Genomic DNA, 2,153 nt, shown 5'->3' with positions numbered 1-2,153 from the left:
AGCTCGGTAATCCAGCCTTTGAGGTTTTGGATAAGCTGCCGGATGGACTTCATCATACTGTTGGCGGCTCTGATTTCGCGGTTCAGGTTGCCGATATTCGTCTGGATACCACGCTTTTCCATCTGCCGGACAGCAGCACCCTCATGGACAGTAGGGACAACATCAAGCCCCTGTCTGGCATAGGAACGCAAGTCCACACGCTCCGGGCGGTCATTGGCTTCCAGATAGCGGTTCTGGATGACCTCCCATTCATGCCGCCAAATTTCACAATACTTCTGGTCGTTCCAGTCAACCGTATCTTCTTTATGGCTTTTCCACCTGCCGGACGGCAGCTTTATCCGTTCCCCATTCTCGTCAAGGTCATAAACCTTGCGGCTCTTGGGAAGCCATTTCCCATGTTCGTCCATTGCCCTCATAGTCAGCAGGACATGGGCGTGGGGATTGTGTCCCGGCGGATGGGGGTCATGGATGGCAAAGTCAGCAATCATGCCTTTTGAAACAAACTGCTGTTCACAAAACTCCCTGACAAGGACAGCGTACTGGTCGGGTGGTATCTCTCTTGGGATGGTAAGCACCCACCTCCTTGCAAGCTGGGAGTTCCATTGCTTTTCCACCGCTTCGGCGGCGTTCCATAAGGTATTGCGGTCTGCATACGACCGTGGGGCGTTTGCCGGGAGCAGGATTTCATTGTGGACGATACCACGCTTTTCCGGGTAGTGCTTTACTTGCTGGTCGTATTCACAGAACAGCTTTTCGCCGCTTTGGTAAGCAGCGGCGGCAACCGCAGACTGCCGCTGGCTGCGCTGAACAATCGTGATTTCGTTGTGTGGACAGGGCATTTCGTGTCCCTCCTTTCGGTAATTGGTGGATGGGGTGGCGTTTTACCACCTCATTTTGGGCAGAAAAAAAGCAGGAGACCTTTTTCAGATTTCCTGCTCGGTGTGCCGCTGTATGGGCGGCGGGTATTTAGTTGTAGAAATACATCAATTTGAAAAATCAAAACTGAAAACGAATATCTTCTTTGAATTTGTGTCGTCTGGGATTCCCTTCACTTCGATAAATTTTGTGTCGTTTCATATCATAAATAACTGACCAGACAGTATCTTTACCTGTACTTCTGTCATACTGACAGAGGAAACCATAATCTCCAGACAACAGTTTTTCTGCAAATGGAAAATTGAAACCTCCATTTTTTTCGCTAAAAGCTGAATACAATGTTTGATACCGTTCTTCTGCAAACCAATTATCAATCTTATCGTTGTTATAGCCTACCATTCCTGGCAGATGGAAAGTGTTCGTTGCACAGACAAAAGCAATATTGCTATTCAATGTTTTTTCTATTTTTATCTGTTCCGCATTACATTCTATAACAGCTATCGCCCCCATTGTATCAGCTAAGGTTAAAGTTTGTGCTGAAGCAATCGGTAATTGATATAAACAGGAGACAGCTTCCGACACATTTCTACATTTCTCCAACAGGTATCTGACAATCATACCTGCGTTAAATCCCGGTTTGCATTGGTTAGGATAGACGGATGTTAAACCAACAGCTAAACCATGTTCATTAACACCATCTTCAATCTCAATAAAAGCAGTTGTATTTCCTGTGAAAGAATAAACTCCATCCGTCAATTTATAAACTACATTCTGATTTAGCCTTTCAATTTCTGTCAGAAAATCACTGTTTCGTCCCAGAAGAATTTCCTGTTCCGTTGTAAAAGCAAAACAAGAGCAATTACAAGATGGAGGCATAGAGTACATACTAAATAATACAGCTTGCAAAATACGGACATCACATTGTTGTCCATCTGCCAGACCTTGAATTTCTTCTACAATCTCATGGTAATACTTTTCATAAATCGGAAGGCAGGACAAAGCATAGTCAATCCGTTCCTGCGTGATTTCAAATGGTATGTTCTCTAAAATTATATTTTTGTGTTTTAACAGTAAGGAACCCCACCGAAAACCAGCTTCGTAGTGTGTTCCCCTAAAATGTGCATGATACATTTTTACACACTCCTTATTGATTAGATAAAGAGCTACCGGTAACTCTTATCTAAGGGTAACTGAATAAAAATTTTAAGTCAAGCCATATTTTACTTGTCGGCTGGGAACAGCTTGCAACGCAAGGTGTCCCCAGATGGCAAGTCCAC

At 44.3% G+C, this 2,153-nt stretch carries 2 protein-coding genes; both read right to left on the bottom strand.

Features of this window, described 5'->3' with window-relative positions; all coding sequences use genetic code 11:
• A partial coding sequence (gene mobQ, locus G4417_RS16370) for a MobQ family relaxase (protein ID WP_173684221.1) occupies positions 1–839 on the bottom strand: 839 nt, incomplete at its 3' end.
• A gap of 157 nt (positions 840–996) precedes the next feature.
• On the bottom strand, positions 997–2,007 hold the full coding sequence (locus G4417_RS16365; RefSeq protein WP_025579839.1) for a C45 family autoproteolytic acyltransferase/hydolase: 1,011 nt from the start codon (positions 2,005–2,007) through the stop codon (positions 997–999).
• Positions 2,008–2,153 lie beyond the last annotated feature (146 nt).

Origin of the sequence: Blautia wexlerae, assembly GCF_013300825.1 — a bacterium.
GTDB lineage: Bacteria > Bacillota > Clostridia > Lachnospirales > Lachnospiraceae > Blautia_A > Blautia_A wexlerae_B.
The sequence above is the reverse complement of the archived record's forward strand: the minus strand, read 5'-3'. Positions and strand labels throughout refer to the sequence as shown.